A 16,628-nucleotide genomic window follows, 5' to 3' on the forward strand; every position below is an offset into this window, starting at 1 on the left:
CGTGGACTTTCCCTATCCGAGCCTGATGTTCCTGGCCGATGTCGATCGGGTCAGCGCCAAGACCGCCTTGGGCGTCGCCTATTGGCGGCCAGAGGCCTGCATCGGCCAGCTTCGCCTGCAAGGCTGCGAGGTCGATCTGGGTTTGCCCGACATGACCCCAAGCGCCGCGAGGGCGGCAGGGGCGCGCTCGCTACTGATCGGTGTGGCCAATGCCGGCGGCTATATTCCTCCGCACTGGGAGGCCGTGCTCATCGAGGCGCTGGAGGCTGGATTGGACCTGATCTCGGGCCTCCACACGCGTCTGGCCAGCCTGCCGCGTGTTCGCGAGGCGGCCGAGCGGCGGGGACGGCGACTGTTGGAGGCGCGCGAGCCCGATCCCCGGTTCAACGTGGTTGGCGAGGGTGTCAAACGCAGCGGCCAGCGTCTGCTCACGGTCGGCACCGACTGCGCCGTGGGCAAGATGTACGCGGCCCTGGCCATCGCCAGGGAACTCGAGGCGCGCGGCGTGAGCGCCGATTTTCGCGCCACGGGTCAGACCGGGATCTTCATCGCCGGATCCGGCGCGCCGATTGACGCCATCGTCTCGGACTTCGTGGCCGGCGCGGCCGAGGTCCTCAGCCCGGCGGCGAGCGAGGATCATTGGGATGTCATCGAGGGGCAGGGATCGCTGTTCCACCCGGCCTATGCGGGGGTCTCTCTGGGGCTGCTCCATGGCAGCCAACCGGACGCCCTGGTGGTCTGCCATGACGCCACGCGCACGGCGATCGACGGTCTGGAGGCCTTCCCCACGCCCAGCCTCGCCGAGGCGATCGACCTGAACTTGCGGCTCGCCCGACTGACCAATCCGGCGGCGCGAGTCGCGGGCGTCTGTATCAACACCTCGCGCCTGTCGCCGGAGGCGGCGGCCAGGCGCTTGGCCGAGACGGCCTCGGCTCTGGGCGTTCCGTGTTGCGATCCGGTGCGCACCGGCGTGTCGACGATCGTCGACGCCCTGCTGACCAGGCCGTCCCGGCGCGGCGCGGCCTGATGCGCCTGACCGCGCGAGAGCGGGTCCATGCCCTGATCGAGCCGTTCGTCATCGCCCGCAAGACCTATGCCGAGGCCCTGGTCGTAGAGGTCGAGGTGGAGGCGGACGGTGTCATCGGGCGCGGCGAGGCGGCGGGCGTCGACTATCGCGGCGACACGCCCGACCGGATGCTGCGCCAGTTGCGAGAGGCCGCCGAGCGGCTGGATCGCGGCGAGAGCCTGGATCGCGCCGATCTGGCGACCCGCCTGCCGCCTGGCGGTGCGCGCAACGCGATCGACTGCGCGCTCTGGGATCTTGAGGCAAAGCGATCCGGGACGCGCGCGGCTGCGCGCGCGGGCCTCGCACCGCTGCGCGCCATCGAGACCTTTGTCACCCTGGGCATGGATACGCCGCCGGCCATGGGCGCCAAGGCCGCGCGCTGGGCCGAGCGCTACGGGGCGCTGAAGGTCAAGCTGGGCGACGCCGACGACATGGCGCGCCTGGAAGCTATCCGATCGGCTGCGCCGCGGGCGCGCCTGATCGCCGACGCCAACCAGGGCTGGACGCTGGCGCAACTGAATGACCGTGCTCCGCGCATGGCACAGATGGGTGTGGAACTGCTGGAGCAGCCGCTGCCGGTCGGCCGTGACGACGAGCTTTTCGACTATCGCGGCGCCGTGCCCCTGTGCGCCGACGAGTCGTTCGATGATCGCGCCGACCTCGACCGGATCGTGGGCCGTTACGCCTTCTGCAACATCAAGCTGGACAAGGCCGGGGGGCTGACCGAGGCGCTGGCCCTCGCCAAAGCCGCCCGCGAACGGGGCTTGCGGTTGATGGTCGGCTGCATGGAGGGGACCTCGTTGGGGATCGCCCCGGCGCTGCTGCTGGCCCAGGACTGCGAGATCGTAGACCTGGATTGCCCCATGCAGCTGGTCCGCGACGTCGACGGCGGCTTCGGCTACCGGGATGGCTGGTTGCGCCCAAACGGGCCGGACCTCTGGGGCTAGGCTTCGAGATCCCGCGCCGTCGCCAGCAGCGCGGCCAGATCCAGGCTCGCTTCGCCTTTCAGCTTCTTGGTGACCGGCAAGGTGACGTAGTCAAACGAGACGTTCAGATGATCGAGCATGTGCTCCATGATCGTCTGGTAGTGTTCGATGCCGAAAGCGGCCACCGTGATCAGATAGTCGATCCCGCCCAGCACTGCCTGACAGCCAATGACATTGGGCAGGTCGGCGATCCCGGCCTCGAAGACCTTGGCCTTGGCGTACGAATAGTCGGTCAGCTTGATCTGCACGACGAAGGTCGACAGCTTGGCCAGCCGGCCAAGGTCGACCTCGGCGTGGTAGCCCCGGATGATCTTGGACTTTTCCAGTCGCTTCATGCGTTCCCAGCACCGCGAAGCCGACAGGCCGACCAACTCGCCCATCGCGGCCTTGGTGACCCGCCCCTGGCGTTGCAGCAGCGCCAGGATCTTGAGATCGATGCGGTCGAGGTCCTTGCGCTGGTCGGTCATGAGCGGTCCTTGCTGATCGTCGTTCCCAGCCTTAGCGCAAGGCCGGCGGGGAGGGTGAGCGCGAGCGCCCGATATTGGGAGAGCTACGAGCGTCGACGATGTCCGAAACGGCGGAAACCCCCGTCGCCGCCCGGCTAGACTCGCCAGGTGACAAGAGAAGGCGGGGCTCGTGAGATCCTATCTATTCCGATCGGTCCTTGGCGTCGCCGTCGCGGGATTGCTGGGATCCGGCGCTTGGGCCTCGACGCTCATTATCAACGCCAGGGTGATCGACGGCTCCGGAACGCCGGCCCGTTCGGTCAGTGTCCGGATCGATAAGGATCGCATTGTCGCTGTCGGGCGCCTCAGGCGCGTTCGGGGCGAGGCCATTGTCAACGCCAAGGGGCTGACATTGGCGCCGGGCTTCATCGACGCCCACAGCCACCACGACCGACAGGCGGAAAAGACGCCAGACATGACGGCCGTGACCGCTCAAGGCGTCACCACCATCGTGGTTGGGCAGGATGGGGAATCCGCGCTTCCCCTGAAGACCTATTTCGAACAACTGGCGCGCTCGCCGCTGGCCGTCAACGTCGCGTCCTACACCGGACACGGCAGCTTGCGCGCGCGCGCCATGGGCCAGGACTACAAGCGTCCGGCCACGCGGTCCGAGATCGCGCGCATGCAGGACCACCTCGCCGCGGATCTGCGCGCCGGCTCCCTGGGCCTGTCCACCGGGCTGGAATACGACCCCGGGATCTACGGAACGCCGCAAGAGGTGGTCGCCCTGGCCAAGACAGCCGCGGCCGGCGGCGGGCGCTACATCAGCCATATGCGCAGCGAGGACGTCCGGCTGGATGCGGCGATCGACGAGATCATCGCCATCGGCCGCGAGGCCAGGTTGCCCGTTCAGATCTCGCACCTGAAGATCGGCCTGGTCGACCGTTGGGGCGACGCGCCCGCGATCCTGGCCAAACTGGACGCCGCCCGCGCCCAGGGCGTGGACATCACCGCCGACGTCTATCCCTACAGCTATTGGCAGAGCAATCTGTCGGTGCTGCTGCCGGAGCGGAACTTCGAGGACCGGGCCGCCGCGCGCTTCGCCCTGACCAAGCTAACCACGCCCGAGGGCCTGCGGATCGCGGTCTTCGCGCCTGACCCGTCCCTGGTGGGCAAGACGATCGCCCAAATCGCGGCCGAACGGCATGCCGATCCGGTCGAGACTTATTTGGCGCTGACGCGGCAATCAGAGGCCTACGGCGCGGCGCATCCGCAGGTCGAGCGCGTGGACGCCGTGATCGGCTCGGCCATGGCCGAGCCCGACATCGCCGCCTTCATCGCCTGGAAGCACGCGGTGATCTGCTCCGATGGCATGACGCACGGCCTGCATCCCCGAGGCTTCGGCGCCTTCGCCAAGATCCTGCGTGTCTATGTTCGGGAAAAACATCTGCTGACCCTGGAGCAGGCCGTGCACAAGATGTCGGCCCAGACCGCCGCCCAGCTTGGCCTGGCCGACCGAGGAACGATCGCGCCGGGTCTTTATGCCGACCTGGTGTTGTTCGATCCCGCGCGCATCGGCGACCGTTCGGATCTGGACCACCCTAACGCCCTGGCCGCGGGCGTCGCCACCGTCTGGGTCAACGGCGTGATCGTCTTCGAAGAGGACGCGGCGACCGGAGCGCGGCCTGGCCAGATCGTGCGCCGAGCCGGCTGGCGGCCGGTCGACTGACGGCCAAGACCATCACGAGCCCCGATTGAGCAGAGACCCGCCGGCCTCGAAGTTTCCGGCGCTGAACCTCATGGCCGAGCGGGGCCGATGAACACCTGAACCGACCTGTCGAATTCGATCCCGACGTCAGGTCGAACGGCCCCAAAGGCGCCATTTCTGAAGTGGAGTCGGAATGATGCAGCGGCGCGCATTTCTGGCGGCGGGAGCGAGTCTGGCCGCCGCATCCACGACGCGGGGCGTGGCGGCGCCGATCCTCTCCGCCGACAATTTCGGTCTCACCCTGGAGCAGGCCAGACGGCGCAACGGCTGGATCGAGATCGACGCCGCCGCTTTCGAGGCCAACATCGACACCGTGCGGACGCTGATCGGCGCGGTGCGGCTATGCGTGGTGATGAAGGCTGACGCCTATGGCAACGGCGTCGCGCTCCTGATGCCGTCCGTCTTGAAGAAACGGATTGGCGAACTCGCCATAGCCTCGAACGACGAGGCCAGGGTCGCGCGTCGACTCGGCTATCGCGGCCGTCTGGTCCGTGTCCGCGCCGCGACGGCGGCGGAAATGGAGGATGGTGTTCCGTTCGCCGTCGAGGAACTGATCGGAAACCCCGACGCCGCCGCGCATCTGCAGGCCCTGGCGCGGAAGGCGGGGCGGCGGCGGTGGCCCGTGCACCTGGCGCTCAACAGCGGCGGCATGTCGCGCAACGGGATCGAGCTTTCGAGCGACTATGGGAAGGTCGACGCCCGCGCTCTGCTGGGGTTCGACAGGCTCGCGATCAAGGGTGCGATGACCCACTATCCGAGTGAGGAAGAAGCCGACATTCTCGGCCAACTCCATCGCTACCTGGAGGACCTTGCTTGGCTGCGATCGCTGGGGCTGAGCACGGACGGCCTCCTGCGCCACACCGCCAACAGCTTCGCCACGCTCAAGCACCGGGAAACATGGCTCGACATGGTGCGGGTCGGGGGGCTGCTTTACGGCGATCCGGGCTCGGTGGCGGTCGACGCCTATCGGCCGACCATGGCGATCAAGTCGCGCATCGCGGCGATCAATCACTACCCAGCGGGCCAAACGGTAAACTACGATCGCACCTTCCGGCTCGAAAGGGAGAGCTGGCTCGCCAACATTCCGCTCGGCTATTCGGACGGCTATAGGCGCGGCTTCAGCCATGCCAATCGTCTGGAGTTTCCGGCGGAGAGCCGTAATCGAACACAGATATTGATCCGAGGACGCCGCTTCCCCGTGGTGGGGCGCGTGACGATGAACACCATGATGGTCGACGTGACGGACGGGCGGGGCCTGGTGCGTCCTGGCGACGAGGTCGTGCTTTTCGGCGCGCAGGGCGGCGAGAGGATCACGCAGGCCGAGTTCGAAGCCAATAGCTCCGCCTATGGTCCAGAGATGCTCGCCGTGCTGGGCGCCACGCTCCCGCGCGTACTCGGATCCTAGGCGTATAGGGGCCTGTCTTCCGAGCCGCCGGGAACAGCCGAACGAGCGCCGGAGAGTTCGCCCGGGATCGCGATCGGCGGGCAAGGCCGCGCTCATGCGACCCTGGTCATCTTGAAGATGCCTTGAGCGTTGGCGCTGTCGAACCGCAGGTCCAGGCGTGTGGCGCCTGTGTCGTCGACGAAGGTGTCGCGGGTGATGAACTCGTGGAAGGAGCCTGGCACGCCGCGGGTTTCCAGCCCCGCGTCGGTGACAAAGTCGCGCGAAACGGGTTGAGCCTTGAAGGCGGTCTGGCGCACACGCCCCGAGGCCGACACTTCCACGGCGTCCTTGATCGGCCGTCCCAACGCCTTCTGGGCGTCGGCGATGGCGTCGACATCGGGAACGCGGTCCGTGGCATGGTTGAAGGCTTGGCCTTCGGTGGCGATCCACGCGGCCTCCGCCGATTCCGCCTTCAGCGCCTCGTAGTGTTCGAGCCGGACCGGACCGTGCGTGCGCGCGAAGGCGGCGACAAGTTCAGGCAGGGCGGCGCGGGCGTCGTCCAGATCGCATCCGCCCGTTGAGGAGAAGGCTTGCAACGCGGCCTTGGCGGCGGGGCCCAGGGGGTCGGCGGAGGAATCGAACACCGCGTGGGCGATGACCTGGAAGGCCGGGGAAAAGCGCTCGACGTGAAGCTCGCTGACGAAGAACTGTGGGATCATGTCGGGCTTGTCCGCGTGGGCATAGGCGCGACCGGTCATCTTCAGGCCGTCGAGCGGATAGACATCGGCGACCTCATAGCCCAGCGGTTCGAGAATCCGGGCGAAGGCCTTGTGGCCGCCTGGCAGCGAGCCGGTCGGGCCGGCGCCGAAATCGATCGTCCGCAAGGCGCCGTGGTCGAACAGGATCTTGTGACCCTCGGCGCGGCGGTCGGCGACATAGGCGGCGCCCATGGGGACTCTGTTCATGACGTCGTGAAACAGGACCGCATTCAGAGCCATGGCGAAGACGGCGCGCGAGACCGGACCATCGGTTTCGGCGCTGAGGGCGGGGTCGATCTCCAGGATATCCAGGATCGTGGCCGCGGCCTTCTGGCCCACGGCCGAGGCGGCCAGCGTGGAGAGGTGAGACATGGTTTCAGGTCCTCAGACGTCGAAGGTCACGCCCTGCGCCAGCGGCAGGGTGGTCCCGTAGTTGATGGTGTTGGTGGCGCGGCGCATGTAGGCCTTCCAGCTGTCGGAGCCGGCCTCGCGCCCGCCGCCTGTCTCCTTCTCGCCGCCGAACGCCCCGCCGATCTCTGCGCCCGAGGGGCCGATGTTGACGTTGGCGATGCCGCAGTCGCTGCCCTCGGCGGACACGAAGAGCTCGGCTTCCCGAATGTTCAGCGTGAAGATCGATGAAGACAGGCCCTGGGCCACGTCGTTCTGGGCGGCGATGGCGTCGCTCAGCTCCGCATAGCGCATGACATAGAGGATCGGGGCGAAGGTCTCGTGCTTGACGATCTCGGCCTGGCGATCGATCTCGACCAGGGCGGGGGCCGCGTAGAAGGCGTCGGGCCCGGCCGCGTCGACGCGCGCTCCGCCGGTTACGCGACCGCCGGCCGCCCGGGCCTGGTCCAGCGCCGACTGCATGGCGTCGAAGGCCGTCTTGTCGATCAGCGGCCCGACCAGCACGCCGGCCGCGCGTGGGTCGCCCACCGGAACGGCCGGGTAGGCGGCCTTAAGCCGGGAAACGAATGTGTCGTAGACGCTCTCATGCACGAACAGCCGGCGGAGCGTGGTGCAGCGCTGGCCGGCCGTCCCCATGGCGGCGAACGCCACGCCCCGAACCGCCAGATCCAGGTCGGCCGAAGGCGTGATGATCGCAGCGTTGTTGCCGCCCAGTTCGAGCAGCGCGCGGGCGAAGCGGGCGGCGAGGCGCGGCCCGACTTGACGGCCCATTGCGGTCGAGCCGGTGGCCGAGACCAGAGGAACCTGGGGATGATCGACGAGGACCTCTCCCAGCGCCCGCCCGCCGATCAGCAGCGTGGAAAGCCCCTCGGGCGCGTCCGGCCCGAACTTGGCGCGGGCCTTCTCGAACAGCGCCTGCACGGCCAAGGCGGTCAGCGGCGTCTTTTCGGACGGCTTCCAGACCACGGTGTCGCCGCAAACGAAGGCCAGGGCCGCGTTCCAGGACCAGACGGCGACGGGGAAGTTGAAGGCGCTGATCACGCCCACCACGCCCAGGGGGTGCCAGGTCTCCATCATGCGGTGCGACGGGCGCTCGGTGGCCAGGGTCAGGCCGAACAGCTGTCGCGACAGGCCGGTGGCGTAGTCGCAGATGTCGATCATCTCCTGTACCTCGCCCAGGCCCTCGGAGGTGACCTTGCCGGCCTCCAGGGTGACCAGCGCGGCGAGGTCGGCCTTGGCGGCGCGGAGCTCTTCGCCCAACAGGCGGACCAGTTCGCCCCGGCGTGGCGCGGGAACCTTGCGCCAGGCCAGATAGGCCTCGTGGGCGGCGCCGATCGCGACGGCGGCCTCGTCGGTGGTGTGTTCGCGCAGGTTGGCGAGGGTCTCGCCGGTGACCGGCGAACGGGCCTTCAGCGCGCCGGCGTCGAGGATGGCGGGGGTGACGCCGAGGCGTTCCAGCAAGGCGCGCGCGTCGGCGAGGGCGGAGGGCAGGTTGCTCATAGGGATCCTGAGGGCAAAGACGTGGTGGGGGCGAGCCGGACGCTGGCCGACCCTTGTCCGAAGACGGCGGCTACGGCGGCGGAATAGTCCTGGATGGCGCGGGGCGTGAACCGGTCGTAGGCGTCCTGAAAGGCGCGCCCCAGGCCGTGTTCGCCGCTGAAGCTGGCGCCAAAGCCGTCGATGGCGAGCGTCAGAACCGCCTCGCGCAAGGCAGCTCGACGTTCGGGCGTGGTCGGACCGACAAGGTTGAAATGGATCCCCCCATCGGCGACATGGCCGAAGTCGCAAAGGGCATAGTCGGGGAAGCTCGCGTCGAGCATCTTCGTGGCCTCGGCCCGGAAGCGGGCGAGATCCCGCCGCCGGAAGCTGAGATCGAAGCCGACGACCGGACCGCTCGCGCGCAGTCCTTCGGACAGGGCGTGGCGCAAGGCCCACATTTTCGCCGCCGAGCCGAACAGAGCGTCCGTCAGCGGACCGTCGTCCAGTTCCAGCAGGCGGCCGGCGATCAGCTGGAGGGTTTCGTCGAGAGAGTTCTCGCCCTCACGCGGCGCCCAAGGGCGGGTCAGTTCAACCAGGACGGCATAGTCCGCCATTCCCCCGGAGAAGGGGTTGGACAGGGAGGGAACATGAGCGACGGCGCGTTCCATCGCGGCCTTGGACATGCCCTCGAATGCGGTCAGCAAGGGGCCGGCCTCGGCCTCGAAAGCTAAGAGCAGCGAGAGAACCGCCTCCATGTCGCGCGGGATGAGGAGGGCGGCGGCCGTCTGCCGCGGGCGATGGTGGACCTCAACGGTGGCCTTGGTGATCACGCCGAACGCGCCGCAGCCGCCGACGAACAGTTGCCGGAGGGCGATCGCGGCATTGTCCTTGCGAAGGCCGTGTGAAAGCGTCAGCACCGTGCCGGCGGGATCGGGAAGCACGACCTCCAGCCCCAGTACGTGGCGGCGCATATCGCCATAGCGCAGGAAGCGCGCGCCGCCCGCATTCGTGGCCGCCATGCCGCCCACGGTAGGGTCGGCGCCAAGGTCGATCGGCAGGAACAGGCCATGGGGCTCGAGCGCGGCGTTCAGGGCCGAGAGGCGAACGCCGGCGCCGACCTCGGCGGTCCGATCAGCGACATCGATCTTCAGTGGCGCGCCCAGGCGGTCCAGGGACAAAACCAGATGCGCGCCGCTCGCGTCCGGTGTCGAGCCCTCGGCCAGGCCTGTGTTCGCCCCCTGCGGAACGAAGGTCAGGCCGTGCCGCGCACAGTAGCCGACCACGGCCGAGACCTCGCTGGTGCTGGCGGGACGCAACACCGCCGCCGCCACGCCGGCGGCGTAGCGCGCGGGCGTCTCGTAGCGGGCGCGATCGGCCGGATCGGTCACCAAGCCGGTGGGGCCGACCAGAGTCTCCAGGGCGGCCAGATGGGCGGCGAGGCCTGACAGATCAGGCTGCGACATGTTCGACCTGGGCCGGGGCGTAGCGCCGCCCGAACCGGTTGGCCAGGAAATCGGCCAGGGCGACATCCTCTTGTCGCACGAAGCCGGTCGAGGGCAGCTTGCCTTCGGCCAGAAGGTCGAGCACGGCGCAGATGCCGGCCGCGGTCGTGATCTGGATCGCGCTGCGGGGCCGGCCGCCGATATGAGCGCCGTAGATCTTCTGGGCGTAGGTCTCTTGCATCAGGCGACCGCCGCGCAGACCGCTCACGCTGGCGAACACGATCACCACGTCCTGCAGTGTGGCGGGCAAGGCGTTTTCCAGGATATCCTTGAGCACCTCGCGCCGATCCCGCAGGCGCAGATCGTTCAGCAGCGCCCTCATGAAGACCGCGTGGCCCGGATAGCGGATCGTGCGGTACGACAGGTTTCGCACCTTGCCGTCGAGCGTCTCGCACAGCGTGCCGAGACCGCCCGAGGTGTTGAAGGCTTCGTAGAGGACGCCGTCCAAGGCGAACTCCTCGCGGTCCTCCAGCGGCTGGGTCTCACGACGCACGCCGCCGACGATCGCTTCGCACGGCTCGCAGTACTCGTTGATCAGGCCGTCGGTCGACCAGGTCAGGTTGTAGTTAAGCGCGTTGGATGGAAACTGCGGCAGGGCGCCCACGCCCATCCGCACGTCGTAAAGTTCGTCGAACCGCTGCGCCAGATCGAAGGCGGCGATCGTGATGAAGCCTGGCGCGAGGCCGCATTGGGGAACGAATGCGCTCTTGGCGTCCTTGGCCAGCGCCTTGACCGCCCGGGTGCTGGCCACGTCTTCGGTGAGATCCAGATAGTGGGCGCCGGCGGCCTTCGCGGCTCGGGCGATGGCGACGGTCAGATGGAAGGGCGCGGCGCTCAAGACCGCGAACTTGCCGGCCATCAGCGCATTCAGGGCGACCTCGTCGGTGATATCGACAGCGACCTTTTTCACGGGGGCGCTGGTCTCGAGCCGCTCCAGCGCCTGGGCCGACGCATCCGCCACGGTCAAGGCGTAGTCGCCGCACCCCGCCAGCATCTCGGCGATCATGGACCCGATCTTGCCGCCGCCGACGACCACAACCTCTTTCATGTCTTCCATTCTCCGGTGAAGAGCGCGGATCCATGATGCCGGTCGCATAAACGATTTATAGTGGCGCTATTGTCGAAATGCAGGGAACATGCCGTCGAAATGAAGGGGAGTTTCGGCGGAATGCCGATCGACGCCGTTGACCAGAAATTGCTCGCCGCCCTGCAGGAAAATGGGCGGGCCTCGACCGCCGACCTAGCTCGGCGGGTCGGTCGATCGCGGACGACGGTCCAGAGCCGCATCGAGCGTCTCGAAAGAGACGGGATCATCATGGGGTACGCCGTCCGCTTGTCGCCGGACCACGCGCATGGCGCCGTGCGCGCGCATGTCATGATCAAGATCGCCCCCAAGGAAAGCCGCGCCGTGGAAGCGGCGCTCAGGGCCATTCGCGAGGTGCGAGTCCTGCATTCCGTCAGCGGCGATTTCGACATGATCGCGGTGGCGGCCGCCACATCGGTGGCGCGAATGGACGAGATCATCGACAGCATCGGCCATCTGCCGGGCGTCGAGCGCACGACCTCGTCGATAGTGCTGTCGACCAAGTTCGACCGATAGGGTCCGGAAGGGCTGACGCGGGCCAATGGCCCCTTTCCACCCGTTGCCACACTCCGGAAGTCCGTTCGCGGATTGTCGTGACTACCCCTTCGACCTCACCGGCCGCGCCGGATTGCCGACCACGGTCGCGCCTGGGGCCACGTCGCGGGTGACCACCGCGCCGGCCCCGACCACCGCGTCGTCGCCGATCGTCACGCCGGGCAGGACGATCGCGCCGCCGCCGATCCAGACATTGGCGCCGATGTGGATCGGCTTGCCCGACTCCAGGCCCGCGCGCCGCTCGACCGGATCGCGCGGATGGTCGGCGGTCAGGATCTGTACGCCCGGACCGATGGCGGTGGCCGCGCCGATGGTGACCTCGACCACGTCCAGGATCACGCAGCCGAAGTTCATGAAGACGCCGTCGCCCAGCTTGATGTTGTAGCCGTAGTCGACGTGGAAGGGCGCGCGGATGGCGACGTTCTCGCCCACAGCGCCCAGGCGCTCGGCCAGCAGGGCGGGGCGCTCGTCGAGGTCGGAGGCGTTGTAGCGGTCCATCCAGGCCTGGGCGGCGCGCTGGTCGGCCTGGATCTCGGGATCGGCGGCGCTGTAGGGCTCGCCGGCCAGCATCCGCTGCTTCTGGGTCTTCACGCTCACTCCTTGGTCAGGTCCTGGCGGCGGAACAGGAACACTGCGCCGGCGGTCAGCACTGTCGTCCAGGCGAGCAGGGCGATGAAGGCGGCGCCCGCCGAGTTGGACGCCTGGCCCAGCTGGGCGGGATCCAGCAGGGCCGCGCGCAGCAGGTCGGCGTCGAAGACCGGCAGGACCAGGAGCTTCCAGCTTGGCTGGCCTTCCTCCATCAGGCGCAGCGAGCTGGCCAGCACGGTCTGGACGAAGCGCACGCCCAGGCAGGCGATCACCACACCCATGGTCGAGCGCGACAGCACGCCCACGCAGGCCGCCAAGGCCGCCAGGGTCATGGCCTCCAGCCAGGTGATGGCCAGGACGCCCAGGATGTCGAACGGTCCGCGCCCGAACATCGAGAGCGACAGGGTCTTGCCGTTGATCCCCGCGCCGATCACGCCCGCCGCCGCCGACAGCGCGGCGGTCAGGACCAGGCTCCAGAACATCGCCTCGCCCACGACCACCAGCTTGGCCAGCAGGAGGTTCTGGCGGGTGTTGCGTGGGGCCAGCAGCCGCCAGGTCTCCCAGCGGTAGTCGCCGGCCAGGACGGCCGCCGCGCCGATCATCAGGAACAGTGCGTCGAAGGTCGAGAACCCCGTGGCCAGCGCCTTGATCACCTGGTCGATCAGGCCGATCCCGATACCGGGCATCGGCTTCTTGATCACATGGCGCATGAAGAGGTCGCCGCCGACGCTGAGGATGAACCCCACCAGCGGCGCGAAGCAGAAGCCCCAGAACAGCGCCGAACGGTCACGCAGCAGGCGGAAGCGTTCAGCGGCGATGGCGTCAGCGAGCATCACGCGGCTCCTTCTGTCTGAAGGGTCTTCAGGTAGACGCCCTCGAGGTCGACCTCACGCCAGCGGGCCTCGACGATGTCGACCCCGGCCTCGACCAGGCTCCGGATCAGGGCGGGGGCCTCCTCGCGGGCGATGTCGGCCAGGACCGCGTCTGGGCCATCGGCCGCGCCTCGGCCGCCCAGCACCGCGAGCACCTGGGCGACGGGCGAGGCGATAGTGATGCGCAGGCGGGCCTCGCCGGCGGTCAGTTCGGCGACGCCGCCCTCGGCGACCACCTTGCCGCGCGACAGGATGGCGACCCGGTCGCAGACGCGGCGCACCTCGTCCAGCTGGTGGCTGGCCAGGATGACCGTGACGCCCTCGCGCTTGGCCAGGTCCACGATCAGGGCGCGGATCTCCTGGATGCCGGCGGGATCCATGCCGCTGGTCGGCTCGTCCAGGATGACCAGCTGGGGCTTGGTCAGGAAGGCGGCGGCCAGGCCCAGGCGCTGCTTCATGCCCACCGAGAAGCCGCTGGTCGAGCGGTCGGCGGCGTGGGTCAGGCTGACCCGCTCCAGCCAGCCGGCGACGTCGGCGCTTTTTGCGCTGCTCTCCAGGGCCAGCATCGTCAGGGTGTCGCGGGCGGTCAGATAGGCGGGATAGCGCGGCGTCTCGATCATCGAGCCGACCTTGCGAAGGGCGGTGATGTCGCCGGCCGGCGCGCCGAACAGGCGGGCCGAGCCGCTGGTCGGCCGCACCAGGCCGAGCGCGATGCGGAACAGGGTGCTCTTGCCCGCGCCGTTGGGGCCCAGGATTCCGAACACGCCGCCGGCGGGAATGGCGAGGGAGAAGTCGTCGAGGGCGCGCACCGCCCCGTAAGTCTTGGTGAGGCGGTCGGCCTCGAGGGCGATCGACATGCGGGTTTCCCGGGCGCCGAACGACTCGGCTCGACGCGGGGACTATGGCGAGGCGCCGGGCATGCGCCAAGTTAAGAGCCGGTCATGGGGGCGGAGGGCGGTTGTCATACGCGTGCAACCTCGCGCCGTGATCAGGTCGGGTCGTTCCGCTTTCGTGAGTCCCTCGATGTTCGTCCGTCGCTTCGTTTCCCGTGTTCTTGGCCTTGCCCTGGCGCTCGGCCTCGCCTTTGCGGGCGGCGTCGCCTCGGCGCGGGAGAAGGCCCCGCATCTGACGGTCCTGGTTTCGCTGGACGGCTTCCGCGCCGACTATCTGGATCGCGGCGTGACGCCGAACCTGAAGGCCCTGGCCGACGATGGCGCGCGCGGGGCGATGCGGCCCTCGTTTCCGAGCCTGACCTATCCCAATCACTACACCCTGGTGACCGGCAAGCGGCCGGACCACAGCGGGGTGGTCGGCAACGAGATGGAGGACGCCGTGATCGGCGGGCCCAGGTTCAAGATGAACGGCCCGAACGCCAACGACCCGCGCTGGTGGAACCAGGCCAAGCCCTTCTGGGTCTCGGTCGAGCAGCAGGGCAAGAGGGCCGCCGCCATGTTCTGGCCGGGCTCGGAAACCGAGATCGACGGCGTGCGGCCCGCGCACTGGATCAAGTACGACAGCGCATTCCCCTACGACGCCCGCGTGGACCAGATCCTGGCCTGGCTGGACGCCGCCGCCGGCCCGCCCCTGGCCTTCACCACGCTCTATTTCGACGCCGTCGACACCGAGGGCCACCACTACGGCCCGGACTCGCCGGAGCTGCGAGCGGCCCTGGTCGAGGTCGACCGACAGCTGGGACGCCTGGTCGAGGGCCTGAAGGCGCGCGGGCGGTTCGAGGCGACCGACATCATCGTGGTCGCCGACCACGGCATGGCCCCGCTGCCGGCCGCCCACCGCGTGGTGCTGGACGACCTGGTCGACATGGCCAAGGTCCGTCTGGTCACCAAGGGCGCGGTGACCAGCCTGTCGGCGGAGCCGGGTCACGAGCGAACGGTGGAGACGGCGTTCCTGTCCAAGCCCCTGCCGCACATGACCTGCTGGAAGAAGGCGGCGATCCCGGCCCGTTTCCACTACGGCCGCAACAAGCGCGTGCCGGCCATCGTCTGCCTGTCGGAGACCGGCTGGTACTCCACCACGCGCGAAGCCAAGGCCAAGCCAGGCAAATGGGACAATGTCGACGGCGGGGCGCACGGCTTCGACCCCTACGATCCGCTGATGCGCGCGGTGTTCGTCGCCCATGGACCGTCGTTCAAGCCGGGCGTCACGCTGCCGCTTTTCGACAATGTCGACGTCTATCCGCTGCTGGCGCGGATCACCGGCGTGAAGCCCGAGAAGGGCGACGGCTCGCTAAAGGTGGTGGGAGCGGCCCTGCGCTAGCCGGCGCGGGTCGTGTAGATCGAGATCGATCCCGTCGGCGTGGCGAACCGGTCCCGTTCCGTCACCGCCGTGAGGCCGCTGGCGCGCATCAGGCCGGGCAGGGCGCCGATGGCGTTGAACTCGGTGCGCTCGAAGCCGTCCACCGCCTGGACCATCCGGAACAGCAGCCGCATCAAGCCACGCTGGCGGCCGTAGTCGGCGATCAGCACCCGCGCGCCGGGACGGGCCAGGCGCGCCATGGCCTTCAGGATTTCACCCTTCACGGGTTCGTCGCACTGGTGCAGGACCAGACTGGAGATCACCGCGTCGGCGACGCCGCGGCCGACCAGGGTGTCAGCCCGGTCGCCCAGGCCCAGGATCCACTCGATCGACACACCCGCGCGTTCGGCCTTGGCCTCGGCGATGGCCAGCACCGCCGGATCCGGATCGATCCCGACGACCCGCGCGCCCGGCCGCGCGCGCTTGATGGCGATGGCCTGCGAGCCGGTGCCGCAGCCTATGTCGACGATCGTCTCGCCGTCCCGCGGGGCCAGGGCCGCCAGCAGGGCCGCGCGCCAGCGACGTTCACGGGTCGCCAGCGAAACGACGAGGTCATAGGCTCCTGTCAGTTCGGGCCGTCCCAGGGCGGGCACGTATTGGGCTTGCTGCGTCATCCGAGGTCCTCCAGATCTTCAGCATGGCGGGCGCCGCGACGGAGCGTCTTGGACTGAACGCTTGCGTGCGTTGGGGAGGCGGCATGGGCGAGCCCGGATGGTCCGGAAAGGTCTGGATCGGCCGCGACTGGTGGTGCTTCGAGGGCGTCAGCGGCGACTCGCGCGCCCATGGCCATCTCTGCGGCCAGGTCGTGGCGGGGCTGGAGGGAGCCGTGCGGGTGGAGGGCGAACACGGCGTCGTGGCCGCGCCCGTGATCATCATTCCGCCAGGGGCGCGGCATCGGCTGCTCGGCGCCGACGGGCCGTTGCGGGCGATCTATCCGCGGCCGCTGGGACGGCTGGCGCGGCGCTGGGACCTGACGCGCCGATCCGCCGTGGCCCCCGCGCCGGCCGCCTGGACGCCGATGCTAGCAGGCGAAGACCCCGTCGCGGCGCTGAATGCCGAGGCGTTGCTGGGCGAAGCCTCGGCGATCGATCCGCGCCTGAAGCTCGTGCTGGACGACCTGGGCGGCGAGCTCAGTCTGGCGGATCTGGCCGCCCGGGCGGGCCTGTCGACGGCGCGCCTGCGAGCCTTGGCCCAGGCCGAGCTGGGCGCCCCGCTGGCGCATTGGCGGCTGTGGCGGCGGCTGGAGGTGGCGCTGTTGCGCCTGCGGGCCGGCGAGGGATTGGCGATCGCCGCCGCCGAGGCGGGCTTCGCCGACCAGTCGCACCTGAACCGGGCCATGAACCGCTTCTTCGGGATCACGCCCCTGACGATCGCCCGACTGTTGAGCCCCTTGCCTAGATAGTTGCAATATGCGTTAAA

The 16,628-nt window shown here is 68.9% G+C and carries 16 protein-coding genes; 7 read left to right on the forward strand and 9 right to left on the reverse strand.

Translation table 11 applies throughout. The features are described 5' to 3' along the window. The first annotated feature begins 1 nt into the window (after position 1). Positions 2-1,027 (forward strand): DUF1611 domain-containing protein, encoded by a 1,026-nt coding sequence (locus K8940_RS08315; protein ID WP_223394573.1) that lies wholly within the window; start codon positions 2-4, stop codon positions 1,025-1,027. Then, on the forward strand, positions 1,027-2,013 hold the full coding sequence (locus tag K8940_RS08320) for a dipeptide epimerase (RefSeq protein ID WP_223394575.1): 987 nt from the start codon (positions 1,027-1,029) through the stop codon (positions 2,011-2,013). Before K8940_RS08315 ends, K8940_RS08320 begins: the two co-directional genes overlap by 1 nt. On the opposite strand, the gene K8940_RS08325 is transcribed toward K8940_RS08320, so the two are convergent. After that, positions 2,010-2,519: an Lrp/AsnC family transcriptional regulator gene (locus tag K8940_RS08325; RefSeq protein ID WP_223394577.1), complete on the reverse strand. Its 510-nt coding sequence runs from the start codon at positions 2,517-2,519 to the stop codon at positions 2,010-2,012. The genes K8940_RS08320 and K8940_RS08325 overlap by 4 nt on opposite strands. A 265-nt stretch (positions 2,520-2,784) precedes the next feature. Between K8940_RS08325 and K8940_RS08330 the strand changes: the two genes are divergently transcribed. Continuing rightward, positions 2,785-4,227 carry an N-acyl-D-amino-acid deacylase family protein gene (locus tag K8940_RS08330; RefSeq protein WP_223395800.1) on the forward strand — a complete coding sequence of 481 codons (1,443 nt, stop codon included), beginning with the start codon at positions 2,785-2,787 and terminating at the stop codon, positions 4,225-4,227. Positions 4,228-4,399: 172 nt separating this feature from the next. Next, the gene (gene alr / locus K8940_RS08335; protein WP_223394579.1) at positions 4,400-5,671 is read left to right on the forward strand and encodes an alanine racemase; all 1,272 of its coding nucleotides are present in this window, start codon (positions 4,400-4,402) and stop codon (positions 5,669-5,671) included. 92 nt (positions 5,672-5,763) lie between these two features. Here alr and K8940_RS08340 read toward each other — a convergent pair whose 3' ends face one another. Genes K8940_RS08340 through K8940_RS08355 form a run of 4 tightly spaced genes read right to left on the reverse strand, consistent with a single transcriptional unit; the run spans position 5,764 to position 10,845 of the window. After that, the gene (locus K8940_RS08340) at positions 5,764-6,780 is read right to left on the reverse strand and encodes a 2-oxoadipate dioxygenase/decarboxylase family protein (protein WP_223394581.1); all 1,017 of its coding nucleotides are present in this window, start codon (positions 6,778-6,780) and stop codon (positions 5,764-5,766) included. Positions 6,781-6,792: 12 nt separating this feature from the next. Continuing rightward, on the reverse strand, positions 6,793-8,316 hold the full coding sequence (locus tag K8940_RS08345; protein WP_223394583.1) for an aldehyde dehydrogenase family protein: 1,524 nt from the start codon (positions 8,314-8,316) through the stop codon (positions 6,793-6,795). After that, positions 8,313-9,758, reverse strand: coding sequence for an FAD-binding oxidoreductase (locus tag K8940_RS08350; RefSeq protein WP_223394585.1), 1,446 nt, complete (start codon positions 9,756-9,758; stop codon positions 8,313-8,315). The genes K8940_RS08345 and K8940_RS08350 overlap by 4 nt, the downstream gene beginning before the upstream one ends. Next, the gene (locus K8940_RS08355) at positions 9,745-10,845 is read right to left on the reverse strand and encodes a saccharopine dehydrogenase family protein (protein WP_223394587.1); all 1,101 of its coding nucleotides are present in this window, start codon (positions 10,843-10,845) and stop codon (positions 9,745-9,747) included. Before K8940_RS08355 ends, K8940_RS08350 begins: the two co-directional genes overlap by 14 nt. Before the next feature lie 120 nt (positions 10,846-10,965). On the opposite strand from K8940_RS08355, the gene K8940_RS08360 reads away from it, so the two are divergent. Beyond that, a complete protein-coding gene (locus K8940_RS08360) occupies positions 10,966-11,397 on the forward strand; it encodes an Lrp/AsnC family transcriptional regulator (RefSeq protein ID WP_223394590.1) in 432 nt (143 codons plus the stop codon). Between the two features lie 81 nt (positions 11,398-11,478). Here the strand turns inward: K8940_RS08360 and K8940_RS08365 are convergent, their stop codons facing one another. Genes K8940_RS08365 through K8940_RS08375 form a run of 3 tightly spaced genes read right to left on the reverse strand, consistent with a single transcriptional unit; the run spans position 11,479 to position 13,753 of the window. Beyond that, positions 11,479-12,027 (reverse strand): sugar O-acetyltransferase, encoded by a 549-nt coding sequence (locus tag K8940_RS08365; RefSeq protein ID WP_317847029.1) that lies wholly within the window; start codon positions 12,025-12,027, stop codon positions 11,479-11,481. A 2-nt stretch (positions 12,028-12,029) separates the two neighbouring features. Beyond that, positions 12,030-12,857 carry an ABC transporter permease gene (locus K8940_RS08370; protein WP_223394592.1) on the reverse strand — a complete coding sequence of 276 codons (828 nt, stop codon included), beginning with the start codon at positions 12,855-12,857 and terminating at the stop codon, positions 12,030-12,032. Then, positions 12,857-13,753 carry an ABC transporter ATP-binding protein gene (locus K8940_RS08375; protein WP_223394594.1) on the reverse strand — a complete coding sequence of 299 codons (897 nt, stop codon included), beginning with the start codon at positions 13,751-13,753 and terminating at the stop codon, positions 12,857-12,859. The genes K8940_RS08370 and K8940_RS08375 overlap by 1 nt, the downstream gene beginning before the upstream one ends. Positions 13,754-13,919: 166 nt before the next feature. On the opposite strand from K8940_RS08375, the gene K8940_RS08380 reads away from it, so the two are divergent. Continuing rightward, a complete protein-coding gene (locus K8940_RS08380; protein ID WP_223394596.1) occupies positions 13,920-15,170 on the forward strand; it encodes an ectonucleotide pyrophosphatase/phosphodiesterase in 1,251 nt (416 codons plus the stop codon). On the opposite strand, the gene K8940_RS08385 is transcribed toward K8940_RS08380, so the two are convergent. Beyond that, positions 15,167-15,823 (reverse strand): class I SAM-dependent methyltransferase, encoded by a 657-nt coding sequence (locus tag K8940_RS08385; protein ID WP_223394598.1) that lies wholly within the window; start codon positions 15,821-15,823, stop codon positions 15,167-15,169. The genes K8940_RS08380 and K8940_RS08385 overlap by 4 nt on opposite strands. A gap of 83 nt (positions 15,824-15,906) precedes the next feature. On the opposite strand from K8940_RS08385, the gene K8940_RS08390 reads away from it, so the two are divergent. After that, positions 15,907-16,611: a helix-turn-helix domain-containing protein gene (locus K8940_RS08390; RefSeq protein ID WP_223394600.1), complete on the forward strand. Its 705-nt coding sequence runs from the start codon at positions 15,907-15,909 to the stop codon at positions 16,609-16,611. The last annotated feature ends 17 nt before the right edge of the window (positions 16,612-16,628 follow it).

This window comes from Caulobacter segnis (assembly GCF_019931575.1).
Taxonomy (GTDB): Bacteria; Pseudomonadota; Alphaproteobacteria; order Caulobacterales; family Caulobacteraceae; genus Caulobacter; species Caulobacter segnis_C.